The sequence below is a fragment of the Candidatus Zixiibacteriota bacterium genome (genome assembly GCA_036480375.1).
In the GTDB taxonomy this organism is placed as follows: domain Bacteria; phylum Zixibacteria; class MSB-5A5; order GN15; family JAAZOE01; genus JAZGGI01.
This window is the reverse complement of the sequence record JAZGGI010000016.1, coordinates 36,368-60,802: the sequence shown is the minus strand read 5'-3', so window position 1 is coordinate 60,802 and position 24,435 is coordinate 36,368. Positions and strand designations below refer to the sequence as shown.

Below are 24,435 nucleotides of genomic sequence, written 5' to 3'. Positions count from 1 at the left end.
AAACCAATGATCGGCATCTCGCGCATACGTTGAAGTAATAAAATATTTTAGCTGTGGGAGGGTACATAATGAATAATGCTACCAGTTCGGGAATTATTAACAATTTGAAGACCGCCATAGGATTTATCGGGGCAATAACTTCAGCCTGCTATATTTTTGGGTTTATTATTATTAACTCCTTTTTCATTTCTTTTGGTGTTGTGACATATAACGCCCTTAATACCAAATATCTCGCGGTTGGAATCTGCTTTATGTTTTATAATACCCTGGTTGCCCTGGTTTATATTGGATTATTCGGCAACAAGGGACCGTTTCAGACTTATAGAAACACTAAAGAGTCATCATGGTTCAAACGCCATTTTATTCGACTCTTCTGGCTTTTGATGTATTTTTTAGTATTTGTTTGCATAATGCTTTTCGTTTTTTATGTGACCGATTCGGATATGGAGATATTCAAATATAAATTTCTCTACGTGCTTATGTTTCTCGGTTCCCTGGGATTTAGCATAATAATCGATCTATATAAACGAACCGTAGAAAGCAAATTGATACCAATCGTGGTGATCGTGGTGACTCTGGTGCTATCGGCGGTTTTTTACGGCCGATTTATATTTCAATATGTCTCCGAGTCGGTCGGTGGAGGAAATCCTCGGGACATAGTACTGGTATTTAATAATGAGAACACTGCCCAAACAAAAAATGTATTGGGTTTATGCGATACATGTTTTGTTTCCAACCCGATGAAGCTTTTGGGTGAAACAGCTGAGGAATATATCATTAATTATATGAAACCGGTTCTGCGTTTTTGCGACGACAGCGGCTATAGCTATAATTTCATAAAAATTGACTCAATCAATCAGGCTATGCAAATTAAAAAGAAATATGTGGAAAGCATTTTATACCGAGTCATTGATTATGATGAAGCCTGCTTGCAGGAACGCCAGGAAATCAAAGGATTTTCGCTGCCTTCAATGAGCAAATTGCGCAAGAAAAAATAATCCTTAGCTCTTGCCTGCAAAATAAAAGACACCTATCTTTCTGCCATAGCAAGAGGCAGACACTATGGAAACAAAGGACATTCTCCTTCATACCGACCGTGAGTTCGCAAAATTAGCTTTGGAAAATGGAGCTCGCGCGGCTTTTGATTATTACATGGCCGATGACGCTCGGATTTATGCCGCCGGAATTGAACCGAGGGTCGGAAGGGATTCAATCTTATCGCTCTTCCCCAAAATTGACAACGACATTCTCAACTGGGAACCGTATTTCGCCGATATTGCCGCGTCCGGAGATTTGGGTTATACTCTTGGCAAATACAAATCAACTCATATTGACGACTCGGGAAAAGCCTCGGCAACTTACGGAAATTATGTGACGATCTGGAAAAAGCAACCGGACGGTCAATGGAAATTCGTCTTCGATACTGGTCATAAATCGTCAAGCGAATAACCTATGTCTGAGATAAATCTAAATAACAAATACTTCAAGGGCGTCGAGAACTATGACGACGGGGATTTTAATCAGGATACGGTGTTTCATTATCGTCAGGATAAGACTATTGTCTGGGCGACTTTTCAAGGCGGTGGAACTCGATTCGGAACTGTCGTCGGTTATATTGATGAGAAGGAATCAATCCGAATGGTTTGGCAATATTTAAGCGTTTTGGATAAATTTATCTCAGGGACAACCGTATCGGAAGTTGAGATTCTGCTCGACGGACGATATCGTCTACATGAAAAGTGGACGATTTCCAAGCCGGAGCCTTTGCGGGGCACATCTGTTATTGAGGAAATTTCTCAATAATTGTTGATGTTCATTTCGTTTCTATATAAGTTTATTGCACGTTCAGGAAAACTATAATTAGGTTTTTGGATATAGTTATGGTTTCAACATTTGTATATATCATGGTTCTTGTATTGACGCTGGTATCGGTTTCTTATGGTACGGAATTCTCCGATGAAAACGACTCTGCTAAATCAGAAAATCAATCATCGAACAATGTTGAGAAAAAGACCGAAATAAAAAAACCGGTTTCTTATTTCAAACCGTTTTCATCCAATCATTATTATGAGGGCTCCAAAGGGAAATATGGTATCTGGATTAATGACAATAAATGGCTCAAGGGCAAGCTCGGTATCAATGCCGACGCGGAATATGAATTTGAGCATATTAACGGAGATGCCCATGCCGTCATTCTTTACAGCAAATCCGAATTGACGATTGAAAAACTTAGAGAATTGGCTCTTGCCAACGCCCGTTCAGCCGCTCTAAACGCCAAAAGTGTATTCGAAGAAGAACGCATCGTCAACGGGGTTGAAATTCTGTGCCTGCAGATAAACGGAACTATCAATACCACTCCCTTTACGTATTACGGCTATTACTATACCGGCCGCAATGGAACTCTTCAGGCAATAGCGTTTACTCGGCAAAATTTATTTGCAGAATATAAAAGAGATTTTGAGGATTTACTTAATGGTCTCGAAATAAAGAAGTGATTGAAATATTTATTACGTTGGGGGACGCGATAGCATGGATGATAATTTCGAAAATAGAGTTGTTCGGCTCGAAAACGCCGTAAAGAATCTACAGCAATCCGTTGATTATTTGCTTGCCAATATCGAAATCAAGACTAAACCCGCTGAGCCCCATGTATCTCAAAAGACGGAAATAAAACCGCAAAAGACCGAACAACCTCAAATCACTCCCTCATCTCCGGAATCTTATACTCCGCATAAGACGACATTAGTCAAACATACAACGAAACCATTCACGTTACCCGAACACATGAAAACCAGTGAATACTGGCTCAATAAAGTCGGAATCGCGCTCATCATCTTATCCGCCATATTCGCGTTTAAATATTCTATTGACAAAGGCTGGATAACGCCTCCGATTCGAATCGCTTTTGGCGTCGCTCTCGGGGCTGTTCTCATGTTTTTTGGCCTGAAAACATATAAGAAGAATAAACATTTCAGTCAGGTTCTCATGGGCGGCGGTATCGCGACTTTTTACGTGACCATATTCGCCGCATTTCAAACTTTCTCTCTGGTTTCGCATCCGGTCGCGTTTGCGTGTATGATTATCGTAACGGCCACGGCCTATCTGATCGCTATTCGTCAAAATGAATCGGTTCTGTCAATAATCGGTGTCTTTGGCGGATTGGGGACGCCGTTTCTACTCTATACCGGTTCGGGCAACATTCCCGGTTTAACGCTCTATCTGTCTCTGCTTCTGACTTGCTCGTGCACAATTTATTTTTTCAAGGGCTGGCGAATGCTCTTGTTCTTTACCGTCCTGGGGCACTGGATTATTTTAAGCGCCGTTCAGGCCAAAGGATTGCCTGCCGACTTCAGCGCCGCCGTTTTTGACCGCTGGTCACTACAATCATCGATTATATTTACCTGGCTGATGCTTTGGATACCTCCCGTCGCCCGCGAGATATTAGCCAGACTAAAACCAAATTCCTGGACCCACTCGCCCCTGTTATTTGGCGGCAAACCGGTCTCCAACGACATCCAGTCATTAGTGAAGAATTATGTTCATGTCCTGACGGTATCATCGCCGCTTATCGCTCTGGGATTATCGATGAATCTCTGGGCCTACTCGGATAAGACCTGGGGCTGGATAATGGCCGGAGCGGCAATCATATATGGACTGGCATCATGGATCCTAACGCGATGGAAAGTGCGAAACAGCCTGATATATACTCATATTTTGTTTGGGATGCTGTGCTTCACGATTAGTCTCAGCCTTTTACTTGAAGGAAATACTCTCTTAGTCGTTTTGACCGGCGAAGCTTTCGTACTCTTTCTTATCGCGCGACGCTTGAATGATAGGGTAATTAAAGTTACTTCGCATATTCTTTATGGCGTATTGGGAATCGTAGTAATTGTTAGAATGCTACTTCCATTTTATGAGCAAGCCGCTCTTTCTGCAGATTCAATTTCAAACCTATTACTTATTATGGCGACTTGTGTTGTGGCTTATTTTAGCAGTTTGCGGCTTCAGCAACGAATATATTTTGTCTTTGCTGCTATTGCTCTGGATTTATGGCTCGATGTCGCATTCACAGGTAATATTCTATTAATTCTATTTACATCTGAAATTTTGGCAATCCACTTTATCGCATTCCGCTGGAGCGATAAAATAGCGTTGATCACCGGATATGTAATTACCGGAATTACGGCCTCATGGGTTATGATTCGCTTATTCGTCGAATCGGGACAAGGTCTAACAATGCTAAACTGGCAGGCCGCAACAGATATTCTATTTATTGCCGCCATAATCTCAATCGCTTTGAAATTAATTCGGGATTCGAAATTCTGTTTGGTATATTTACTGGCTTCGCATATTTTCATCCTCGCCCTATTGCATCGAGAATTCTCACATCTACCTAACGGCCAGGGATTCGTTTCGGCGGTTTGGGGCGCTTACGCTATCCTATTAATCATAGGCAGCCTGAGATTAAACAATTATCACATCAGGTGGACCGGTCTCGCTACTTTGGGTCTTGTCATTGGGAAACTGCTCCTGATTGACCTGAAACAAATCGATGCCATCTGGAGAGTATTACTCTTTCTCGGGTTGGGTGGCGTCATTCTCTTTGTAAGTTATTATTTTCAATCATTATGGAAGAAAGACGCGGGCACAGGTTCGGCACTTGAGAAATCAAACAACTCTGACCCAGATGAGTAATTGTTAGTTATAAAAAAAGATCACTAGGGCCCGGTAAAAAATAAAAGATTGGTTTGGTAATTCTTATTTTTACGGGATAAATTATCCCATACTTTAGCAGATTTACATATGAGAACCGGAGCGTGGATCGAGTTAACACAATAATGTCAGAACTGCTAAGGATTTTTCCGAGATATGAGTTTGAAAAGCTGGGGGAAAGTATATGGGCAACCTTTCGCAAGCGTAAAGGAGCAATCAAGCGGCATTATCTTTACGACCATGATCCTTACCGACCGCTATGGTTACAGGCATCACGATGTGCGAGTGGCCAGGGATGATAAGAAACATCGCCTTGTTACCGAACCGCATTAACAGGTAAATAACAAACATGTCGTCAGAGATGATGTCATCAACTTGAAAGGCTATTACAAATGAATCAAACAATACCTGAAAATCAAATCATTTTTAGGAACACCCCCAATGCTGTTCTGATCCAAATCTGGATAACCATGTGTTACTATCTGTTATTGACCTGTATTACAATTATCGCTATTTTAACCGGACAATAGTGATGATACATGAGAAATATGGACTGGGCAATTGGAGGCATTACGTTATGAGAACTCATTTAAGATATTTTCCTGTATGTATTGGAGTTGCGCTACTTTTAATTCTTTGTTCAATGTTAATCGGCTGTTCGAATAATGCCGAAACGCAAACGGAAGACGCGAAATCGATCCGAATCGTAAAGCTCCACTATGAAAATACCAGTGGAGAAAATGGATTTACGACTTTTTTCTACGATGATAATGGCCTGATGTACGGAGCTCGCTGGGAATTGCTTGATGGGAACCGACATTCAGATGATTATCATATCCTCAATAAACGAGGTCAAATAATTCGGAAATACCGTGAGTTTTCGGATACCCTCACCTCCGATAATTGGTATGAGTATGATGAAGGTGGAAATCTGACCGGTGAAATATTCGAGCGGTCCGACGGCGTTACCGGAACGACGCAGTATATTTATGACGAAAATAAAAGACGGATAAAAGCCGATTGTAACGGTCTTAAAGGTTGGTTTTTTGGCGATATCGATTATCGGCACGATGATAAAGGGCGGGTCATTAGCGCGGATATCACACGCGATGGAGAAAATATTGGAACCATTGCATATACATATAATCAATATGACAGTCTGGAAACCAAAATTTGGAAATTTGGCGATGATTGGAGCCAGACATTTAAATATGAATATGAGGAATATCAGATGCCTGAAAAAATCAATTATGCTTCGGCGAATGTTTTTATCGCCCATCCAGAAAAATACCGCGTCAAAATCGAAAATTACGATTACAATAATGAACAGGGCGGCCCTTCCCATTATGAATATGAAACAGGCGGCAGACTGGTCAAGAAAACATTTGTACGCTCGGACGGTCTGAAAACGGAAACAACATTTGAGTATGATGACAATGGCATCCTGCTCAAATCATATAGAGCTTATCATGACGGCAAAACGGGAACTTTTGAATATACATATAACGGAAACAGGAAATTGGTAGAACGGCTATTCGAACGATCAGATGGTTTTGAGGGAAGCGAGCATTATGAATATGACGGAAAAGGACTATTGACGAAAGCGAACTATAAGAATTTCGATACCTGGCTGAGCGGAGTGATTACATTTACTCATGATGACCAGGGCGATTTGAAAACTGGCCTTTTCAAGGGTGAAAATGATTTCGACGCCGATATCGAATTTAACTGTGATGACAACGGCAACGTCATAAAAATACACTGGAAATTCACATTTGACCAGACACAAACGTATCTTTTCGAGTATGAGAAAATTTAACCCATAGGTCGCCTTTTGGTTTTGGTAAATTATGAATAGCCGATATTCCTGTCTATCCGGAGAATATTTGAAGATGCGCGTGGATATATACCGCTTAATCCCCCCTCATCATCATTGTTGACATACCAGAGAAGAATCCATAATTTACTCCATAACTGTGGAGGACAATATGCGAACGTATTTCTATATAATATCAGGCATTCTCATACTTCTAATCGCCGCTTGCGGTGATGACGACAGCCCCACCGGCTCCCGGGCGCCGGGTTGGACATTCAATGAATTTGTAATTGTCGATACGAACGAATATATCATGCTTCGGGCCGGTCATTACATGAACCGGAGTTCCGAACAAATGGTCAATTGGGAACAATCGTTCGGCGAGCCGTTTTTCGACATCAATGGCAACGGCCGATACGACTGGGCGATCGATTCGTTTATTATAGACTGGGATTCCCCTCTTAATCATGATCTCAATCATGATAACCTTTATACCAGCGACGATCCCGACAAATGGACTCCCGGCGTACCCTTTGATGATCTGGATGGCAATGGTGTTTTGCGCCGCGCTGCCGATTCTAATTCGTACGATTATGCCGACGGCGTACCGTTTTCCGATTATAACGGCGACGGCGAATACTTTGATGGCGGCAACCGCGCTTACCTCCTGACCCGATTTGATCTGCAATACGGAGAGGATGGCAACCTCTGGTTTGGATTAATTTCCGATTCTTCCGATCCCAAAATCGCAAATGCGAAATTCAGATATATTTCAGATTCAGGCATTGTATATGAGCTTCCGGTCAGGATAAACTATCAAAACGAGAATTTTTGTATTACCGACAGCAATCTCATTCATTATGCCGGGATGTATATTATGCCGGTTCTGGATAAAGGGACGATTTCCCCTTATGACAGCAATAATTTTGTCATTCGAAATCTATTGGGAGATGAAGTGATCGGCCTGAAAGTCGTCACCGTGGATACGACGATTGAAATTGAGGATCAGACCTATTCGGAATTGGTAACGGTTCTATTCTCCTTTGAACGCGAGAGCAATTTCTACGCTTTCTCGCGCGAGTATGGTCTTCTCTACTATCGTCATAGCCGCCCGGGCATGGGCGGATATTCATTATCTTTCCACCACCGCATCCCCAATGCCGATTCACTGATATTTCCAATGACGAGAATAGAGCCATAAAGCAAGAAAATATCTAATAGGCGTTTAAAAGAATTGAATAAGAAAGGTTATCATTTATGCGGTATTCACGATCTCTATTACACATATTGGGGCTAATTATAATATTTTCGGGACAGATTTGTGCCGTACCGGATATTCAAACCGAAGATATCAATATTGGGCATCGGTTGATATTTAAATCCGATATTTTGGATACTACGGTTAAACTTGCCATATCTCTGCCGGTCGGATACGAAAGTTCAAATATCAACTACCCTGTATTATACTCGTTTCGGGGAGCCTTCTACCACAGTGCCGGGATTATAAGAGCTTTGAGTCGTTCTAAATATATTCCTGAAATGATAGTTGTCGATTATACAAATTGCGACGCCAATTTTCTTATACCGACATCTTCATCTTCCGGCCGCGGCGGATATGCGGATAGTCTCATAGTTTTCATGGAAAATGAACTTATCCCGTTTATTGAAGCCTCATATCGCACTTATTCCTATAGAATATTGTATGATGGCTCCTGGGGGGGAGTTTTTTGCATCTATTCCGTCCTGACCAAACCGGAGACGTTTCATTCCGCGATTGCAGGCGGCCCCTGGATTATATATGATGACACGAGTCAATATATCCTGAAAAATACAGCGTCATTAATTAACAGTCACACCTATAACAATAATTGCATTTTTTTTAACGGGGGACAACAGCCGGAACTTACTCCAAGTCTCAGAGAACTCGCCGATACATTATCGCATTATTCAAAACCTGGATTACAATGGCATTACGAACCTATGCTGAATCATGAGCATTCACTGCTGACAGTAAGCGCTTTGACGGAAGGCCTGCGGTACGTATTCTCCGATTGGAGAACTTTGCCTGATAGTACGGTAATTTATGGCTTAGATTCTATCAAATCCTATAACTCCGGATTAATACAAAAATACGGGACGGGGATAAAAACGTCAGCCCTGAGCTCCAAGGGCTGGGGTTATTTTCAAAATGGTCAGACCAAAACGGCGATAGAGATTTTTAAGATGAATGTCAGTCTCTTTCCCGATTCTGCAATGGCATATTATTCAACCGGCCGGGCTCTGCATATTTCAGAACAATATCCTGAGGCTTTAGAGTATTATGAAAAGGCATTGCAACTCGGGCAGAAATATGCGCATCGATTTACAAGCCTTTTCGAGGATTATTTCAATAAAGTATCAGATATCGTCGATTCGTTAAAATAGGATGCGATTGAATATCTTGTCAGCTTATCGAAACCATACGGTTTCGATTAAACTAAATTATTCATTTATCGACTACAGCACCCAGGGGTATATATTCCTCTCCACATAATGCGAACCGGATGATGATGGTAGTTGACAATCGACTGTAAAATTCAATGGATCTTCCCCATATATATATAAACCGTAAATCGTTATGTTATACTCACCCGGAGGTAGATTTAATATTCGATACTTAATGTTGAAAAGGCATAGGCAATGGCAGAATCCAAACTCGCCCTCAGTTTCATGCTCATAAAAATATATATCGTTATCAACGATATCTACAGTTGCATATATATTCTCCGGGCAGCAATTAAATGCCGCCCCACCATGTTCAATATGCAATATTGATTCTCCGTCATAACTCCACATAACGCCATCAACTCCGGATAGGTCTTTTTCCCCGAATGAAAATTTCGACTGACACTGTAATTCTCCGGGAATATTTACCAATTGAGGTGAACAGGTTGGCGCTGGACCATTTCTAAATACATGATTGATAATATATACGGCGTCGCCAACATTAATGCCGCCGTCGCCGTTGACATCACCGCAATCGGATTGAGCCAGAGTCCGATCAGTAATAAAAAAACCAAATGATAAAATTAAGACTGTCCCCAAAACGAGAACCATATTTTTCTGAGTCAACATGTTCTAATCCTCCATTGTCTATTTCTAGTATATATGACGATTACAGAATTAAAATGTCAAATAGTTTTTTGCAAACCTGCCTTAGATAGAAAATACTACTCAAAATTAAACATTTTCTACGGGAAATAAGTCTATTACAAAAAGGAGGTAAAATGAAACATTTGCAAATTTTCGCAATTTTGATTTCGGTGAGTATTATTGGCGTCAATACTCATGCTCAGGAAGAGCAGCTCCTGACAACTGTTCGGCTAACTGATAAAATCTATCAAATATCATCCGACCAGGGTGACTATACTACCAATACGCTGGTATCTGTCGGTGAAGATGGGATTCTAATTGTTGACACCCAGACTGAAAATGAGGCCGAAGAATTAAAGCAGATTATAGATTCATTCGGCAAGGGCGCGCCAAAATACATTATCAATACGCACAGCCATATTGAACACATTGGAGGCAACGCTATATTTGGAACTAACCCGGTCGTTATCGCCCATGAACTCTATCCCTCAAAACTCATCTCGAGATCACATATTATTGAAGAATTCCCTCCCGCTACCTACCCCGATATCACATTAGCCGATTCGATTTCATTATTCTTCAATGGGGAAAGAATCAGAATCATTGATATGGGCGGCAGCCACGACGATAATGAAATAATCGTCCACTTTACCGAATCAAAAATAGTCCATTTAAGCTCCCTTTGTAATGGATTTAATTTCCCATCTATAGATTCTGACGGTGATGTGTTTAAATTTCCGGAAATTATCCGCAGGGCGATTGAAATTGTGCCCAAAGATGCAGTTATCGTTTCCGGTCATAACGATAACGGCGGCTGGCAGGAATTTCACCCCTATCTTGAAATGCTTGAATCAACAATTGATATTATAGGCAAAGGTCTGGAAGCAGGAAAAGACCTGGCAACCTTACAGGAAGAAAAGGTAATAGATAAGTGGAAATCATATGCCGGAAGTTATGTCAGCGTCAACGATTGGATAAATTATATCGTCAGCGGATACGAAACCAAAGGGGAGCCTGAAAAGAAAAATATTTTCAAACCGCTCTACTATGCTATCAAGGACGGCGGTGTGGAAGCTGGGCTTTCGTTATTTGGCGATATAAAACTCAATCACGCTGATGAATACAATATTTCAGATGCGGTTTTATTGGTAATCGCCGATAAATATTTGGGCAAAGGCAAGGTGGAAGACGCTATTAAACTGCTGGAGTTAAATATATCGGAGTATCCCTCTGTATATTATGGATATTATTCTCATTATGTATTAGCCAAGGCCTACGACGAGCGGGGAAATAAAGAAAAGGCTCTTTATAACTGCGAGAAGTCCCTCGAATTAAATTCAGAATTTCAGATGGCAAAAGAATTATTAGAAAAACTCAAGAGCGATTAATCAAAAGATTAATTGCCCTGGCTGACAAATAGGATAAACATCTTCGAGTATTCATTTATAAATGAATACTCGGAACCTTTGTAATTCCTGACAGGCAAATGCTTGATTTTATAATTTTACATTACTATCTTAGGATGTATTAAATCTGAAAGAATTAGTGTTTAATATGGAACCAAGTATCCGCGAAGTAAACGACATTTTGATTATCACCCCCCAAGGGAAGCTGATGGGCGGCCCTGAGTCGATTTCATTTCAGGAATTGCTCAAAGACAATATAGATTCCGGAAAACAAAAATTCATAGTTGACCTTGCCAAAGTCAAGTGGATGAACTCCAGCGGTCTGGCCGTATTGATATCCGCCCTAAAAACAATTCGCAATTCCGGCGGCGAATTGCTTTTGGCCAACGTTACCGAAAAAATTCAATCTATTTTGGTCATTACGAAATTAGCATCCGTATTCAAAGCCTGCGATTCGCTCGATGAAGCGATTCAGTCATTTTAAATTTTTGGAATCAGGACTTTCTGACAATTCCCGCTTATATCGATGGCCCATAAGTCGCAGCAAAAATCGCCGGAAAGGCGCAAAATAACAATCATTGGGGCATAACTCGACATTATCTACATTGGGGCAATAATCCCGGCAGCATTGGCATTGTTTGATTTTATTCATTTCCCAATCCCTAATTTTTTAATTATATTGATCGGTTCAAATCTTAATTAAATTTCCTCCATGAAATTGTCGAAAGATATTACTAATATTTCAATTAAAACGTAACAAAGTGCTTACATTTTCGTCTAAAATCATATATAGCTAAGAGTGATTTCGAAGGAGAATTCATGAATTCTATAGTATTACGAACAACACTATCGCTGATTTTTGTTTGTGCTTTAATGACTTCATTTGCGGTTTCAGATTCCCTACAAAATCGAACCCGAATTGAACTTGGCTTAGGTTTTTGGCATCGGGGCAGTTCTGTGACAGCTAAAACTGATATAAGCGGAGTGCAGACAACTCTCGACGCCGGCGGGCCACTGGGCTGGGTCGGATTGAGCCATTGGCTAACCGAGAATATCTCACTTACGGCCCTGGTAAATTTCAATTCGTTGGGACTGGAAACAAAGGCAGGCATTTTAGGAGTCAAGAATTATACAGCCCTGGTTAATTCGGTCTTAATAGGTAGCAGGTTTTACCCCTTTGTTAATTCGCTTGAAAGCAAATCTCGTTTATATATTGCCGCCGCAATCGGCCGATATGCCGGGCACGAATCGGGACAAACGATCGGCCTGACCGGAATTTCGATAACATCCAAATCGGCATCGGCTTTTGGAGGGAACCTATCGGCGGGACTTGATACTCAGCTTAGTCATCGATTCATGCTCGGATTTAACGGCGGTTACAATTTTATGTCCGATTTTTCTGAACCCATTGGCGGAAGGGTCAATCATGGCGGCGGCTATTTGGGATTAAGCATTAGCTATCTTTTTGGCAATTAGATTTGATGCATTTAATCCATCCGGACTTAATTTGCATTTTGCCTGGATAATATAATTACTCCTTCATTTGCGATTTCAGATTCCCTACAAAATCGAACCCGAGTTGAGCTTGGCTTAGGTTTTTGATACCGGCTTTATAATAATTAACTGTAATTTATTGGTATCAACGAGTATATATATGACAATTATTGTCGCTTATAAATATTTTTACCCTTATGAAGCGGTTAAATTCAAGCAACAAATTCTTGATGAAGCGGTTTGGGATAATTTACTCGTTTTCGCCCCCCATTTCCCCTTCCCCGGCTTGGGGCGATTATCTCAGACAAAAACCGGATGGAGTTGGCAGGCATTTAAAAAATAATACTTCTACTCAGGTTTTCTATTTCCAGGGATACAAGACTCGCTCAACGCAATATGAACCGGAACTGGGCTCATCGGTCAATTCCACCGTAAAACTTAGCGGCTCCTGTCCATTCAGATACATGCCGTTGATGGTTATCGTATAATTTCCGGGCGGCAATCGTTTAAGATCATATTCGAAATCATAAAGACAGATACAGTCGCAACCGCCATCTTCAAGAACTTCCTGTTCGGTTAGCCAGAATTCTTTTTTCTTTTGAAGAATCACGACATTTAGCTCATCGGGACAGCAATTGAAAGCAGCGTTTTCGTGAGTAAGATGAAGAATTGATTCACCGTCATAAGACCAGTGAATGCAATCCTGACTGGCCGCGTAAGCTCCCGATTTTTCAGAACCGGGTAAATCTTTGCAATAATACTGAGTCGTTACAACATCCGGATATGTGGGACATATTGGCTCGGGGCCGAATTTGAAAACGTGATTAATTATCGTGACCGCGTCGCCGATATCGGTATTGCCGTCGGCATTGGCGTCGCCCGCGCTTAAAGGTGTCGGAGACGGGCCGAAATTGAACACATATTCTATAATATAAACCGCGTCGCCGACATCGGTACTGCCGTTACCGTCGGCGTCACCGCATAAATAATCGCAAACGTCTCCGATTCCGTCACCATCGGTATCACTCTGGTCGGGATTATAGGTTTCGGGACAATTATCATATTTATTGGCGATACCGTCATTGTCATTATCCGGAGCGTCCCAGCAGAAGGTCGCTTCAAAGTTAAAGTTATATTCTATTCCATAAAGGTCGTCCATCAGACGCCAAACACCCTGATAACTACCTCCCCCGGGAAATCCCGGGAAATTGCCATCATCGCTCATAATTGCCAGAATCTCGCCGTCTGATCCTGAGTTGGTAACTCCGCAAATAATCATATCTCCGGCGGCGTATTCCAAATTAAAAGCGGAAAAATCAGCAATAGCGACTCCCGTTTCACGAGGCAAATCATTAAATGGAATCGTAACCCGGGCCAATTCCGCACCCGGATATCCGGAGGATTGATATTGCCAAATTACCACGTCGAGATCCGGAGTTCCAACGTAGGCCGGAGCGTAAACCCAGACTCGAATTTCATTAAGCCGCGCGATTTTCAGCAAAGGCGCGGGATTTTGAATCGGCATAAAGAGCGAATCGAGATCAAAATTATTCGGCAGTTCCCAGATAAAATAAGGCGTTCCTGACATAGTGAAATTCTGACAATCGTCAGCGGATAAAGCAATTGGAGAAGTTTGAGCGTTTTTCCATTTTGATTCAATAATTACTCGTTGTTGATCGGGAATTTTAACAGGATAAGTATCAGCGCCAATTGCAAAAATGGGCAGACCAAGTAAGAAAATAAGTACTAAAATGCGCGGTACTAATTTTACAAACGAATTCACGTCGAAACCTCCCAAAACAATAAAAATAGAGAACTCAAAACCATATCTGGGGCGTTATCTTACTAAGGTTAGACCAAAAACCGGTTTTCTACTTACCATAATGATAGCTATAATTTCATAAATGTCAACCGATTATTACAGTCTATAAACCAGCCGTTTTTGCCCCTTTTGGGCTTATAAGCTTGTGCATTTATCTATTTTATGCTATAATCCGCATTATGAAAAAATCACTACTTACGCTGATATTGATTCTGGGGGCTTTCTTTGGCTGTAGTGATAATCAAATCGATTATCTAAAGCTGCATAATGACGCTATCGTCGTTGATTTACATAGCGATACAGCCCTAAAAATGATGAGAAGTTATGACATTTCTCAACGCGATACCGCTGGCCACATGGATTTACCCCGCCTTGCAGATGGCGGCGTTGACCTGCAGGTTTTCGCCTGTTTTCTTTCAACAGATACTCCGATAGAGGAATGCAGACAACGGGCGGATAAGATAATTGACTCTATGCAGGCTCAGTTTTCCAGAAACAATGACAGAATTGAGGTTTGTAACGCCGCTAACGAAGCCGAGCGAATTATCGGTGAAGGAAAAATCGCGGCGTTTATCGGCATCGAGAACGGCGTCGCCATAGCCAACAGCCTTGAAAATCTTGAGCATTTCTACAATCGCGGAGTCAGGTATTTGACACTTACCCATACCGCCTCAAATGACTGGTGTATCTCATCTGCCGACACGGCTCCCGCCTTCAACGGACTTACCGATTTTGGCCGCGAAGTCGTAAGGAAAATGAATGACCTTGGAATGATCATTGATATTTCACACGCCCATCCGCTGACCGTTGAGGAAATTCTAAAAACCACAAAAGATCCGGTAATAGCCTCACATTCATGCGTTTATGACTTATGCCCGCATGACAGAAATCTCACCGATGAACAGATTAAGGCTATCGCCGAAAACGATGGGATGATAGGTATTAATTTCTACACGGGATACTTGTCAGGCGAAATCAGCCGGATATCGGATTCCGCCTGGGACGCTTTAGGACCGATCTATGATTCGTTGCGCCAGGAATACGAGGGGAATGATTCTCTTTGGAGAGAAGCACGGAGAAACATGTACCGGCAGGTTCGCGCCGCGACAGCAAGCGTCGAAGTGAATGCTGCAACCGTGGTCGACCATATCGATCATATTGTCAATCTTGTCGGTGCCGATCATGTCGGCCTCGGGTCGGATTTTGATGGAATTCCAACCCTTCCGGATGGATTGACCGACTGTTCGATGGTACCCAATGTGACCGCCGAACTGGTTAAAAGAGGTTATAGCGAACAGGATATCAAGAAGATTCTCGGCGGAAATTTCATGCGCGTCTTCCGGCAAGTTTGTGATTAAAAAATCATGACTCCGGCGACCAGAGGTATTTGCCTAAGTCAACGGAGTCATTTGCTTTAAAAATAACGCCTTCATCCTGAAGTAATTGTCTTTGCAACTCATACCCTTCACCCGGCTTCAATCCTATCTTGCCCTGACTGTTTATAACCCTGTGCCAGGGGAGTTTTTCTTTGCGAGAACTGGTATGTAAAGCCCGAACCACTTGCCGCGCCGCCCGCGGACTTCCGGCTAAAGCGGCTATCAGGCCGTATGTGGCGACCTTGCCCCGCGGAATTTTCTTTATAATCTCGACCGCCTTTTGATGAAAACTCTTTTGTTTCTTTGCGCTCATATCATTCCTTACTAAACTCTTTATCGATTAGCAATAATTTTTTACTTCTATTTTTGAACTACAGCCATGTAAACAAATTTCTTCATTCGGCCGATACAAAAAATATAGGAAATGATAGCCAGGGCCAAAAGGAGGGCGTTATGGAAATCAACCCAATAACCAGTTCAATCAATACCGTTGCAACTATGACCTGTATCCCGCAAAACGATGAAGCTATTGTTGAAGACGACCTTATTTCCGAAGATGATTCCGGTGAACAATCTACGGTTACTATTTCAGATTCCAGCGACGGCGAAGGTCAAAAAACAAAAGGCGTCCTCAGGTTACTGCAGGAAGGTCATTTTAAGAGCGTCTCCGATATTCGCCTGCGAATCAATTTCCATGAAGAAATACAAGCTCTCGAGAATCAAAAACTAATAGAAAGCGCCGATGCGGGCGTCACCGAAATGATAAATGCGATATCAACGGGAATGACCGAGCTTCTGGAATCTGAAAATCCCGAACCTGAAATTAGTGCCATAATTATCGAAACCGTCGAGGCATTAGGCAATAAATTGGAAACGGTCTCATCTGAATTAATCAATAATGATGAAGGTGAGATTAAAAACCTAACCGGAACTCTGCAAACCGCTTTTGATGCATTTATCGGACCTTATACGGCGGAAATCCCCGAAGAAATTCCTAAAGAGACACAAACAGCCAAAAACGAACAACTCCAACCGCCTGTTAGCCAACCAGACGATATTGAAGCCGATATTAATGAGGAAATATCCACAGAAACTGCGGTCGATTCAAGCCAAATAATCCTGCAACAATTCTGGGCGGCGCTACAGGAATTATTCGTTTCGGAATTAGATAATCTCAATTCCCAGCTAAGCTCGATCTCTGTCCTGCCGGAATTATCCGAACCCAGCGGTAACGGCAAAGCGTACGACAAATTCCTGAATATCTATAACGATATGAATACGGTCATGGAGCCTAATTTAGAATCTCAGCTTGTAGACGCATCGGCGTGATATTCAAACATGATTTGATATTTGATCTTCGGGTTTAAATACTATTTACAAAATAAACAGGGCGCGAATCCATTTTTAAATATATGATTTATTAAATACACGGCATCACCGACGTTCGATTGTCCATCGCAATTCGGGTCACCGGCGGTAAGCGTCGGAGGTTCGGGACCTCCTTTGAAAATCGTGTTGATTATATAAACAGCATCGCCGACATTGACTGCATTGTCATTGTTAGCGTCCCCGCACGGGATATCGCAGGCATCGCCTATATCATTCTGATCCACGTCTTCCTGCTCCGGATTAAAATCATCGGGACAATTATCGCAGGCATCGCCGATTCCATCAGCGTCACGGTCTTCCTGATCGGGATTTATTTCGTCAAAACAATTGTCGCACGAATCCCCCAGCATATCTCCATCGGTATCTATTTGATTCGAGTTGGCGACCAGCGGACAATTATCGCATTCATCGGGAATAATGTCGCCGTCGCTTCCTTCTTCAAAGACGTCTATCAGAATAAGAAAACTCAAAACATCGGAATCCGAAAAGTCCTGTGTATGCGACACACTTAGATATAAGACCGCTCCGAATTCCCCCGTATAATCTAACTGAGCAGGCGGCGAGAACGTAAAATTGATCTCTCTATATTCCCTCGGCATCATATCAAAAACGATTTCCTCGGACGTAAAGAAATCCTGATGCTGCGCGCTGACTAAAGAATCAACCGAGACATATAACGCCTCGTCAAAGCTATTATTCTGAATTGGTATTTCGCCGGCAAAATTCTCAGCCTGGCATATATTAATATCTGTCTCAAAATGAGTTATATCGGTTGATAGTGAAAAAGTCGGCCGTTTCCATAATCGTTGAGCCTCCCGTACGAAAAACCGATTGGCTTCCAGATTTTCCATACATAAATTCTCAATTTCACCCGTCGGCGGCCAGAATTGCCATTCAGGAGGTCCGACTTCAGGCAAAAATGAGATAACTTTTTTCTTTTCGAACTGCTCCCCATATTGCCAATCAAGAACTCCCCCGTTAACAGGATAAAGAGAGCCAAAAACTCCATACCCATTGAATTCATGCAGCGAATCCAACATCGGCGCGTAGTTGGCAAAATCCGGAATTAGCAAATCTTCCCGATAATCCCAGGGAATCAGATATATATTTGAATAACAATGATAATTGACAATCACCGGAAAATCATGAGCCAAAATAAAATCGCGAATAACCTGTGATTCCGGTTCGGTAAATGATTCTGTCCCCCGATAGGTTTCTGAACCAGTTGAAGGCGATGATCCAATATTGTCATATCCCCAATTAAAGCCCCAATTTCTATTTAGATCAACTCCAAAAGTACCGTCCCCATTATCTCGCAAATTCTTGCGCCACATTCCCCCGCCGTCGGGGTTAGTAGATTCATTATAAAAATAGCCATCCGGATTCACGACCGGCACGAACCACATCTCAGTATTATTGATTAAGTCCGAAATATCAGGACTATATTGATTATTAAGGAGGTATTCGATAAAATACATCAGCACCTCCATACCGATAGGTTCGCGGGCATGAGTCAGTGAATTAAAAAAGATTTCAGGTTCATCTTCATCGACATGAACGTTGTCCGATATTTTCAACGCGATAATCGGTCGTCCCTGAAGCGAATAACCAATCGTATCCATCCTCGTGATATCGGTAAAAAAATAGGAAATGATAAATAAATCCGCTTCGACCTGCGTGAGAGTCCTGTATCCTCCCATATCCTTTGTCATATCCAGACCCTGACGCTGATAATTTTCGAAATCTTCGATTTCTATCACAGCCCCAAAGGCATCAATTAATATTTTGATTTCATCAGCAACTGCAAGAATTTTCACACTCCGATCCGGCGATACTTGAATTATGTCGTACCCTCCCTCCAATAATTGTAAATATTTTTCTTCAGAAAGACTTTTAATAGAAAGAAGCGAATGATTTTCATAAACAGGATACTTTACGGCATTACCAGCGGCTGCTGAGAAATAAATGAACATCACCAAGATAAGCGAGATGGAGTAAATTATTTTTAAATATGATTTCATATTTCTCCAAATATCAAACGGCGGTAATCAAATGCGGTCATCTCAGAAATTATGTGAGGAATATTATACTTCAATATATGAGAATTAATCCTTAGGGCAATCATAATCTGGGGCAGTGAAACATGAAATGCTGTCAAATAAATTTCCCGCAGGTTAAAGAATTTTATAGTATTTGAGGTTGAAGTGTTTACTTTATCACGATATATTTGTCGATTGTATAGGCATTTAATTATTATGAAAGCATTTCCAAAAATCATTCTGCTTTTTATGGCCGTCGATTGGCCCCTATATATGCGGCGGCAAATGGTTATTTCAATGGCTGAATCGGCCAAAAAACTCGGCTCTACGGTCGTCGCGGTCAATCGACCCCTCTGTCCCTTTTCTACTTATCTAACCAAACGTCACCGATTTTCCGAATTATTCGGTCGGGCAAAATTGGAAAGACTATCCGACAACCTTTACCGCTTTTCCCCAAAATATTTTATCTATGATCAAATTGCCAATTATGTCCCCGTCTTCGAACGTTTCAATATTGCCCTTCTTAGAAGATCATATTACCGGTTGAAAAAAAGACTCAATATTGACGAATCCAATCCCTTGATATGGTTCAATTATCCGCAACAGGGATACGTAGCCAGACTATTTGACAAAAGCTTTTCCGTTTTTGAACTCTATGATTACTTATCCGACGTCAATGGCGAACAAAGTAAATCGGTCATCAAACTCGAAAAGAAATTGCGTCGTAATGTCAATTTGCTGGTAACAACGTCAAGTAAATTGCAGGCATCGTATGGACCCAATTACAAAAAATCATATATGCTGGGAAATGGAATTGACCGCGAAACATTTCTGAATCTGTCCGATATAAGCCGGGAAATATTTCATCCAATTTCCAATATTCAAAGCCCTCGTCTGGGATACGCGGGAATGGTCTCGGATCGGATCGATTGGAAATTGATACATGCGCTTGCCGAAAGAGAGCCTGAATGGAATTTCATTTTTGTCGGGAAAATCCAATCTTCTCCGGCCATAAATAGAATAGCACAATTAAAAAATGTCCATTTCCCCGGTGAATTTTCACACGACTTGGTTCCGTCTCTACTGAATAGTTTTGATGTCGGTATTATGCCATATCGCGTGAATGAATTTTTTGATTACGTCAATCCCCTCAAATTCTATGAGTTCGCCGCGGCCGGACTGCCCACGGTTTCATCGACGATTGATGAGTTGAAACATCACCCTGAGCAATTCATAGATATCATACCCAATGACCCGAAAAAGTGGCACAGGGCCTTGCAATCAAAAATCAATTGCGACAAGAAAATCACAAAGGAAATCGGCGTTAATATCGCCCGTAATTACATTTGGGAAGATATGCTCGAAACCCTGTTGAATAAAATTAAAGACGATTATCTATAGAGACGGCTATCGAATAATTATCGTTAATCAAAATATCGAAAATTTAAAGTATTTTCCTGGATTTTCCTCGATATCCGCGATCAGATTATTTATTCTAACAACCAGATTCCTGATCTCTTCATACAGCTCGGCATCATTCAGTAAAGCTCCGGCCGAACCCTCGCCCCGGTCAAGTTTGGCTAAAATTGAATCAAGGTTGCCGCTTGAGCGATTCAGATTGTTATACAATTCCTCCTCGGTGAGGAGTTTTCCAATCGTTCCGTCGCCTGAATTGAGTCTGGCCGCGATTTTATCGGTTCCCTCCAATGTTGATTCCAGCCTGGACATAATTTCCTGCTGATTTTTCTTAATCGTGGTCATTATTTCAGTAGCGTCATCAAGAGCGCTGACGAGATTGGCATATAGATTTGTATCACTTATTATTTTACCGGCGGTACCCTCGCCCCTGGCGATCATACCCGTAATTTCTTTCATATTAGATAGTAATGAATCAATCGAGCTTGCCATAGCAGGCGCCCTGCTTGTTACCGCGTCAAGGCCGACTCCCTCATCGACCGGAAATTCATTGCCCGGTTCCATGACCGGCAAATCCTTTGAACCGGGTAATATCTCAACGTATTTATCTCCCAAAAATCCGATAGTACCCAGCCTCACTTTGGTATCCATCGTTATAAATTCCCAGACCGATCTTTTAATCGATAAAACAGCCTTGATCCGCTTGGTTTCACTGATATTGACGAACTTCACGCTGCGAACATTGCCGACTTCCACACCCGCCAGCCAAACCGGAGCGCCTTTTACAAGACCATTTACATTTTTAAAATACGCGATGGCTGTATTCTTTCCCTCAAAGATTGAAGTCCCCCCTCCGCGAAAAGATGAATAAAGCATCACGGCAATCGCCGAAGCGACTATAATTCCAACCCGGAGGTTACCCCATTTTATTTTTCCACTCCGTTTCATATATCTTATCCTTAAATAACTTGTTTGGCCACGACTTCCTGCATGGAATTCTTAAAGGGTGCCAGAAATCTAACCACCTCCTGCGTTTCGCTTTGACGCATTTCTTCCAATCCACCATCGAAAACAACTTTTCCCTTTTGAATGATGACAAACTTGTCCGCCAGTTTTAGGGCGTCCGCTATCTGGTGCGTCACAATTATTACGGCGATATTTTCTTCTTCCTGTAATTTGCGAATTTGGTTTAAGACATTTTGTGTCGCCTGAGGATCGAGGCCCGTTGTCGGTTCATCAAAGAGCATAATGCGGGGCTGAGTCGATAACAGCGCTCGAGCTAAAGCTACCCGTCGCCGCATCCCGCCTGACAATTCCTCGGGAAGCTTGTCGATTATCTCATCCGCGTCAAGATCAACAAAAGTAAGTATTTCACGAGCCTTTTTTTCTATTTCCGCTTCGTCCATTTTTGTATGTTCAAACAGATAAAAACCGACATTCTCACCAATCGTCATGGAATCAAATAAGGCCCCATCCTGAAATACCATCCCGATACGTTTGCGAATTTCCTGAAGTTTGCTCAGAGGCTGGCCGCAGATATCCTCACCGTCAATGTAAACTTTGCCCGACCACGGGCAATCCAATCCAAGTATTAACCGCAAAAGTGTGGATTTGCCCCCACCCGACGGTCCCATTATAATCCGGCTCTCGCCCGGCTTAATATGAAAGGATACATCGTTGAGCACCTGCTTGCTATTGTATCCAAAATTGACATTCTCAAGACGGATCATAAATATCCCTTTAAGTAAGAAAAGATGAATTTGGTCAAAAGGAAATTCACGATTAATATAGATATCGAAGAAATCATAACCGACTCGGTAGTTGAACGCCCCACACCCTTGGTGCCTCCCGTTGTCGTAAATCCCTTATAGCATGAAATAAACGCGATTACCAACGCGAACACAATCGGTTTTGCAATCCCGATAAAAATATTGCCGAATGTAAGCTTTTCATTTACAGCCGAGATATATGTCGTTGAAGTTATATGAGCGATAAAGATCGCGATTACCCATCCCCCCATGATTGCGATAAAATCACAAATAACCGTTAAAGTCGGAACCATAACCAGTAGCGCGATCAAACGCGGCGCCGCCAGTTTCCGGATGGGATTGACCCCGAAGGCCAGAAGCGCGTCGAGCTGATTGGATGATTTCATCGACCCTATCTCAGCCGTAATACCGGCTGCGACGCGGGCGGCAACCATTAATCCGGTTAGTATCGGCCCCAATTCCCGAACTATTGCCAATGACATTATTCGCCCCAGATAGTTTTTTGACCCAAAATCAGCCAATTCCATGGAAAACTGAAATGCCATCGCCTGGCCGGCAAAAATTCCGGTTAGAATAACCAGGAATAGAGATCCCACCCCGATGACAAACATTTGCTCCATCGTTTCGGCAAAATATATCGGCCGGCCAAAACAACTTAAGACCATCTTGACCGAAAACCGGGTCAACTGATCCAATTCAAAGACAAATCTCTTAAAACTTCGGTACAGGTATCCGATCATATTTTCATCCGTTCAATCAAACGGGTATATACTATTGGGTGCGGGACGTACTGTCAAGATAATATTCACCAAACACCTGCCAATAAATGTTGACATGATTACTTTTTATGATATGTTTTACGTCGAGGTTTGCAAATATGAAGAAAAAAGGTCACGGCATTGCATTATTTTCCGGAGGACTGGACTCAGCCCTCGCTATTTTAATGATTCTGCAGCAAAACGTCGAAGTGACAGCGTTGTCATTCATGAATCACTTCGGTTGTGACATTACCGATAAATCATCCTGCTCAAAAGATCCCTATCCTGCCGCGGAAAAATTCGGCTTCAAGGTAAAAATGGTCCACCTTGGCCATAAGTTTGTCGATATTGTCCGCAATCCCAAACACGGCCACGGTAAAAACATGAATCCCTGTATTGATTGTCGCATCCTGATGCTGCGGGAAGCCAAAACTTTCATGGAATTGGTCGGCGCCGATTTTGTCTTCACCGGCGAAGTTGTCGGACAACGACCGATGTCGCAACACAAACCTCAACTCAATTTAATTAAGCGGGAATCAGGTCTGGGAGATAAATTAGTACGCCCCCTCTCAGCCAAACTACTTCCTGAAACCGAGCCTGAACATCTGGGAATTTTAGATCGCGGTCAATTAGGGGACATAAACGGCCGTTCCCGCAAAGTACAAATGGAACTGGCTGAAAAATACGGGCTTGAAGATTACCCCGGCCCGGCCGCCGGATGCCTTTTAACCGATCCCAGCTATTCCAAACGCCTGCGCGATTATTTTTCCCATCAGGAACTGGTTGATTTCAATGAACTCAATCTTCTCCGTGTTGGACGCCATTTCCGAATAGATGAGAACATAAAAATAATAGTCGGGCGCGATGAAGAAGAAAACGGCAAAATCGAGAAATACAGAAAGCCGAACGATTGGATATTCGAAGCCCGCGATACCGGTTCACCGATTACTCTCGTCAAAGGACCTATCTCCGATGAGATAATTAATGCTGCGGCGGCTATCACCGCTCGTTACTGCCGCGATCGAAACAAAAGATCTATAAAAATCTCTTATTGGACTAACGAAGAAAATCTCAAGATCATCGATGTAGAACCGACCTCGGATGAATACCTGAAAAAGATCCGCATTTAAGAATCAAAAAAAGCCGGATTCACTTCCGGCTTTTTCAAATTTTCATCTATCAAAAAAAATTTAATTATCATTGTCGAGCCCCTATCCGATTAATGACAGGGGCCCTCCTCTCCAATGTCCGATACGAACAGCCATCATCTTAGCAGTACTCTCCCCATATCAGACATTATAAATA

24 protein-coding genes are annotated in these 24,435 nt (G+C 42.1%); 17 read left to right on the top strand and 7 right to left on the bottom strand.

The annotated features are described in order from the left end of the window. Positions 1–68 precede the first annotated feature (68 nt). From V3V99_03585 to V3V99_03545, 9 genes are all read left to right on the top strand, one after another. Positions 69–998, top strand: a complete 930-nt coding sequence (locus V3V99_03585) for a hypothetical protein (GenBank protein MEE9441730.1) — start codon at positions 69–71, stop codon at positions 996–998. 64 nt (positions 999–1,062) lie between these two features. Beyond that, positions 1,063–1,449 carry a nuclear transport factor 2 family protein gene (locus V3V99_03580; GenBank protein MEE9441729.1) on the top strand — a complete coding sequence of 129 codons (387 nt, stop codon included), beginning with the start codon at positions 1,063–1,065 and terminating at the stop codon, positions 1,447–1,449. Between the two features lie 3 nt (positions 1,450–1,452). Further along, entirely contained in the window at positions 1,453–1,803 is a 351-nt protein-coding gene (locus V3V99_03575) for a n-acetylglutamate synthase (protein MEE9441728.1), read from the top strand. Between the two features lie 77 nt (positions 1,804–1,880). After that, on the top strand, positions 1,881–2,495 hold the full coding sequence (locus tag V3V99_03570) for a hypothetical protein (protein ID MEE9441727.1): 615 nt from the start codon (positions 1,881–1,883) through the stop codon (positions 2,493–2,495). A 34-nt stretch (positions 2,496–2,529) separates the two neighbouring features. Continuing rightward, the gene (locus V3V99_03565) at positions 2,530–4,695 is read left to right on the top strand and encodes a DUF2339 domain-containing protein (protein ID MEE9441726.1); all 2,166 of its coding nucleotides are present in this window, start codon (positions 2,530–2,532) and stop codon (positions 4,693–4,695) included. 174 nt (positions 4,696–4,869) lie between these two features. Beyond that, on the top strand, positions 4,870–5,046 hold the full coding sequence (locus V3V99_03560; GenBank protein ID MEE9441725.1) for a hypothetical protein: 177 nt from the start codon (positions 4,870–4,872) through the stop codon (positions 5,044–5,046). A 244-nt stretch (positions 5,047–5,290) separates the two neighbouring features. Continuing rightward, on the top strand, positions 5,291–6,532 hold the full coding sequence (locus V3V99_03555) for a hypothetical protein (GenBank protein MEE9441724.1): 1,242 nt from the start codon (positions 5,291–5,293) through the stop codon (positions 6,530–6,532). Positions 6,533–6,701: 169 nt separating this feature from the next. Next, the gene (locus tag V3V99_03550; protein MEE9441723.1) at positions 6,702–7,730 is read left to right on the top strand and encodes a hypothetical protein; all 1,029 of its coding nucleotides are present in this window, start codon (positions 6,702–6,704) and stop codon (positions 7,728–7,730) included. Between the two features lie 56 nt (positions 7,731–7,786). Continuing rightward, positions 7,787–8,953, top strand: coding sequence for an alpha/beta hydrolase-fold protein (locus tag V3V99_03545; protein MEE9441722.1), 1,167 nt, complete (start codon positions 7,787–7,789; stop codon positions 8,951–8,953). Between the two features lie 72 nt (positions 8,954–9,025). Here the strand turns inward: V3V99_03545 and V3V99_03540 are convergent, their stop codons facing one another. Then, entirely contained in the window at positions 9,026–9,643 is a 618-nt protein-coding gene (locus V3V99_03540; GenBank protein MEE9441721.1) for a hypothetical protein, read from the bottom strand. A gap of 152 nt (positions 9,644–9,795) precedes the next feature. On the opposite strand from V3V99_03540, the gene V3V99_03535 reads away from it, so the two are divergent. The 4 genes from V3V99_03535 (at position 9,796) to V3V99_03520 (ending at position 12,904) form a co-directional block, all read left to right on the top strand. Next, positions 9,796–11,049, top strand: coding sequence for an MBL fold metallo-hydrolase (locus V3V99_03535; GenBank protein ID MEE9441720.1), 1,254 nt, complete (start codon positions 9,796–9,798; stop codon positions 11,047–11,049). Between the two features lie 166 nt (positions 11,050–11,215). Beyond that, positions 11,216–11,551 carry an STAS domain-containing protein gene (locus V3V99_03530; GenBank protein MEE9441719.1) on the top strand — a complete coding sequence of 112 codons (336 nt, stop codon included), beginning with the start codon at positions 11,216–11,218 and terminating at the stop codon, positions 11,549–11,551. 473 nt (positions 11,552–12,024) lie between these two features. Next, entirely contained in the window at positions 12,025–12,543 is a 519-nt protein-coding gene (locus V3V99_03525; GenBank protein ID MEE9441718.1) for a hypothetical protein, read from the top strand. Positions 12,544–12,721: 178 nt separating this feature from the next. Continuing rightward, positions 12,722–12,904, top strand: a complete 183-nt coding sequence (locus V3V99_03520; GenBank protein MEE9441717.1) for a hypothetical protein — start codon at positions 12,722–12,724, stop codon at positions 12,902–12,904. An 18-nt stretch (positions 12,905–12,922) separates the two neighbouring features. Here V3V99_03520 and V3V99_03515 read toward each other — a convergent pair whose 3' ends face one another. Continuing rightward, positions 12,923–14,344, bottom strand: coding sequence for a dockerin type I domain-containing protein (locus V3V99_03515; protein MEE9441716.1), 1,422 nt, complete (start codon positions 14,342–14,344; stop codon positions 12,923–12,925). Between the two features lie 218 nt (positions 14,345–14,562). Between V3V99_03515 and V3V99_03510 the strand changes: the two genes are divergently transcribed. Further along, on the top strand, positions 14,563–15,741 hold the full coding sequence (locus V3V99_03510; GenBank protein ID MEE9441715.1) for a dipeptidase: 1,179 nt from the start codon (positions 14,563–14,565) through the stop codon (positions 15,739–15,741). A 4-nt stretch (positions 15,742–15,745) separates the two neighbouring features. Here the strand turns inward: V3V99_03510 and V3V99_03505 are convergent, their stop codons facing one another. Further along, positions 15,746–16,072: an MGMT family protein gene (locus tag V3V99_03505; protein MEE9441714.1), complete on the bottom strand. Its 327-nt coding sequence runs from the start codon at positions 16,070–16,072 to the stop codon at positions 15,746–15,748. A 140-nt stretch (positions 16,073–16,212) separates the two neighbouring features. Here V3V99_03505 and V3V99_03500 point away from each other — a divergent pair, with 140 nt between their 5' ends. Next, positions 16,213–17,088: a hypothetical protein gene (locus V3V99_03500; protein ID MEE9441713.1), complete on the top strand. Its 876-nt coding sequence runs from the start codon at positions 16,213–16,215 to the stop codon at positions 17,086–17,088. 41 nt (positions 17,089–17,129) lie between these two features. Here V3V99_03500 and V3V99_03495 read toward each other — a convergent pair whose 3' ends face one another. Continuing rightward, positions 17,130–19,169 carry a M14 family zinc carboxypeptidase gene (locus V3V99_03495; GenBank protein MEE9441712.1) on the bottom strand — a complete coding sequence of 680 codons (2,040 nt, stop codon included), beginning with the start codon at positions 19,167–19,169 and terminating at the stop codon, positions 17,130–17,132. A 234-nt stretch (positions 19,170–19,403) separates the two neighbouring features. Between V3V99_03495 and V3V99_03490 the strand changes: the two genes are divergently transcribed. After that, on the top strand, positions 19,404–20,588 hold the full coding sequence (locus V3V99_03490; protein ID MEE9441711.1) for a glycosyltransferase: 1,185 nt from the start codon (positions 19,404–19,406) through the stop codon (positions 20,586–20,588). A 27-nt stretch (positions 20,589–20,615) separates the two neighbouring features. On the opposite strand, the gene V3V99_03485 is transcribed toward V3V99_03490, so the two are convergent. From V3V99_03485 to V3V99_03475, 3 genes are read right to left on the bottom strand one after another with little or no spacing between them, the layout of a single operon-like run. Continuing rightward, a complete protein-coding gene (locus tag V3V99_03485) occupies positions 20,616–21,551 on the bottom strand; it encodes an MlaD family protein (GenBank protein ID MEE9441710.1) in 936 nt (311 codons plus the stop codon). A gap of 11 nt (positions 21,552–21,562) precedes the next feature. After that, positions 21,563–22,333 carry an ATP-binding cassette domain-containing protein gene (locus V3V99_03480; GenBank protein ID MEE9441709.1) on the bottom strand — a complete coding sequence of 257 codons (771 nt, stop codon included), beginning with the start codon at positions 22,331–22,333 and terminating at the stop codon, positions 21,563–21,565. Next, on the bottom strand, positions 22,330–23,112 hold the full coding sequence (locus V3V99_03475; GenBank protein ID MEE9441708.1) for an ABC transporter permease: 783 nt from the start codon (positions 23,110–23,112) through the stop codon (positions 22,330–22,332). Before V3V99_03475 ends, V3V99_03480 begins: the two co-directional genes overlap by 4 nt. Before the next feature lie 137 nt (positions 23,113–23,249). On the opposite strand from V3V99_03475, the gene V3V99_03470 reads away from it, so the two are divergent. After that, a complete protein-coding gene (locus tag V3V99_03470) occupies positions 23,250–24,260 on the top strand; it encodes a hypothetical protein (GenBank protein MEE9441707.1) in 1,011 nt (336 codons plus the stop codon). The last annotated feature ends 175 nt before the right edge of the window (positions 24,261–24,435 follow it).

Excerpts from the sequence above, each read along its gene's own strand:
- V3V99_03550 (MEE9441723.1), top strand. The coding sequence starts at position 6,702 with ATGCGAACGTATTTCTATATAATATCAGGCATTCTCATACTTCTAATC.
- V3V99_03490 (MEE9441711.1), top strand. The coding sequence starts at position 19,404 with ATGAAAGCATTTCCAAAAATCATTCTGCTTTTTATGGCCGTCGATTGG.
- V3V99_03470 (MEE9441707.1), top strand. The coding sequence starts at position 23,250 with ATGAAGAAAAAAGGTCACGGCATTGCATTATTTTCCGGAGGACTGGAC.
- V3V99_03510 (MEE9441715.1), top strand. The coding sequence starts at position 14,563 with ATGAAAAAATCACTACTTACGCTGATATTGATTCTGGGGGCTTTCTTT.
- V3V99_03480 (MEE9441709.1), bottom strand. The coding sequence starts at position 22,333 with ATGATCCGTCTTGAGAATGTCAATTTTGGATACAATAGCAAGCAGGTG.
- V3V99_03565 (MEE9441726.1), top strand. The coding sequence starts at position 2,530 with ATGGATGATAATTTCGAAAATAGAGTTGTTCGGCTCGAAAACGCCGTA.
- V3V99_03580 (MEE9441729.1), top strand. The coding sequence starts at position 1,063 with ATGGAAACAAAGGACATTCTCCTTCATACCGACCGTGAGTTCGCAAAA.
- V3V99_03475 (MEE9441708.1), bottom strand. The coding sequence starts at position 23,112 with ATGATCGGATACCTGTACCGAAGTTTTAAGAGATTTGTCTTTGAATTG.
- V3V99_03575 (MEE9441728.1), top strand. The coding sequence starts at position 1,453 with ATGTCTGAGATAAATCTAAATAACAAATACTTCAAGGGCGTCGAGAAC.
- V3V99_03560 (MEE9441725.1), top strand. The coding sequence starts at position 4,870 with ATGAGTTTGAAAAGCTGGGGGAAAGTATATGGGCAACCTTTCGCAAGC.
- V3V99_03570 (MEE9441727.1), top strand. The coding sequence starts at position 1,881 with ATGGTTTCAACATTTGTATATATCATGGTTCTTGTATTGACGCTGGTA.
- V3V99_03520 (MEE9441717.1), top strand. The coding sequence starts at position 12,722 with ATGACAATTATTGTCGCTTATAAATATTTTTACCCTTATGAAGCGGTT.
- V3V99_03540 (MEE9441721.1), bottom strand. The coding sequence starts at position 9,643 with ATGTTGACTCAGAAAAATATGGTTCTCGTTTTGGGGACAGTCTTAATT.
- V3V99_03555 (MEE9441724.1), top strand. The coding sequence starts at position 5,291 with ATGAGAACTCATTTAAGATATTTTCCTGTATGTATTGGAGTTGCGCTA.
- V3V99_03585 (MEE9441730.1), top strand. The coding sequence starts at position 69 with ATGAATAATGCTACCAGTTCGGGAATTATTAACAATTTGAAGACCGCC.
- V3V99_03495 (MEE9441712.1), bottom strand. The coding sequence starts at position 19,169 with ATGAAATCATATTTAAAAATAATTTACTCCATCTCGCTTATCTTGGTG.
- V3V99_03505 (MEE9441714.1), bottom strand. The coding sequence starts at position 16,072 with ATGAGCGCAAAGAAACAAAAGAGTTTTCATCAAAAGGCGGTCGAGATT.
- V3V99_03545 (MEE9441722.1), top strand. The coding sequence starts at position 7,787 with ATGCGGTATTCACGATCTCTATTACACATATTGGGGCTAATTATAATA.
- V3V99_03530 (MEE9441719.1), top strand. The coding sequence starts at position 11,216 with ATGGAACCAAGTATCCGCGAAGTAAACGACATTTTGATTATCACCCCC.
- V3V99_03535 (MEE9441720.1), top strand. The coding sequence starts at position 9,796 with ATGAAACATTTGCAAATTTTCGCAATTTTGATTTCGGTGAGTATTATT.
- V3V99_03500 (MEE9441713.1), top strand. The coding sequence starts at position 16,213 with ATGGAAATCAACCCAATAACCAGTTCAATCAATACCGTTGCAACTATG.
- V3V99_03485 (MEE9441710.1), bottom strand. The coding sequence starts at position 21,551 with ATGAAACGGAGTGGAAAAATAAAATGGGGTAACCTCCGGGTTGGAATT.